We start from the raw sequence: 539 nt of genomic DNA on the forward strand, positions 1-539 counted from the left end.
ATTCTGCGTGTGCTTGGGCATCATGAACTCTCAGCCTGTAGGTAGGCCGACTGGAAAGGTTACCTGAGCAGCGGGCTCAGCGTCGAATCGGGTGAGAAACTCAGAACGGCAGCGGCCGCTCGTTGTCCTCGCCCTGGAACGTGCCGATCTCCCGCAGCGCGTGCATCTTGTCGCGGCCACGCTCTATCGACGACAACGCCCTGGTCAGGAACTGTTCGAAGTTGGCCAGCGCGGTGTCGACGTAGTCGTCGACCTCCTCGCGCAGTCGCTGCGCCTCGGAGCGGGCCTCGGCGACGATCCGGGCACCCTCGTGCTCCGCCGAGACGGTGATCTCGTTGACCGAGACCAGCCGGGCGTGCTCCGTCTCACCTTCGCCGATGATCCGGTCCGCTTCGCGCTTGCCCGCGTCGATGATCTTGTCACGCTCCTCGAGCAGCGCCACCGCCCGGCGCAGGTCGCTCGGCAGCTCGGCGCGCAGCTCTTCCAGCAGCGCGATCATCTCGCCGCGGTCGAACATGAAGTTGGTCCGGGACATCGGC

General features: G+C 65.9%; 1 protein-coding gene. It reads right to left on the reverse strand.

The window, feature by feature from the left end:
* Nucleotides 1–100: 100 nt before the first annotated feature.
* Nucleotides 101–539 (reverse strand): hypothetical protein (locus tag DMB66_RS60620; protein ID WP_125812743.1); only part of this gene is annotated, 439 nt, incomplete at its 5' end.

This window comes from Actinoplanes sp. ATCC 53533 (genome assembly GCF_003947245.1).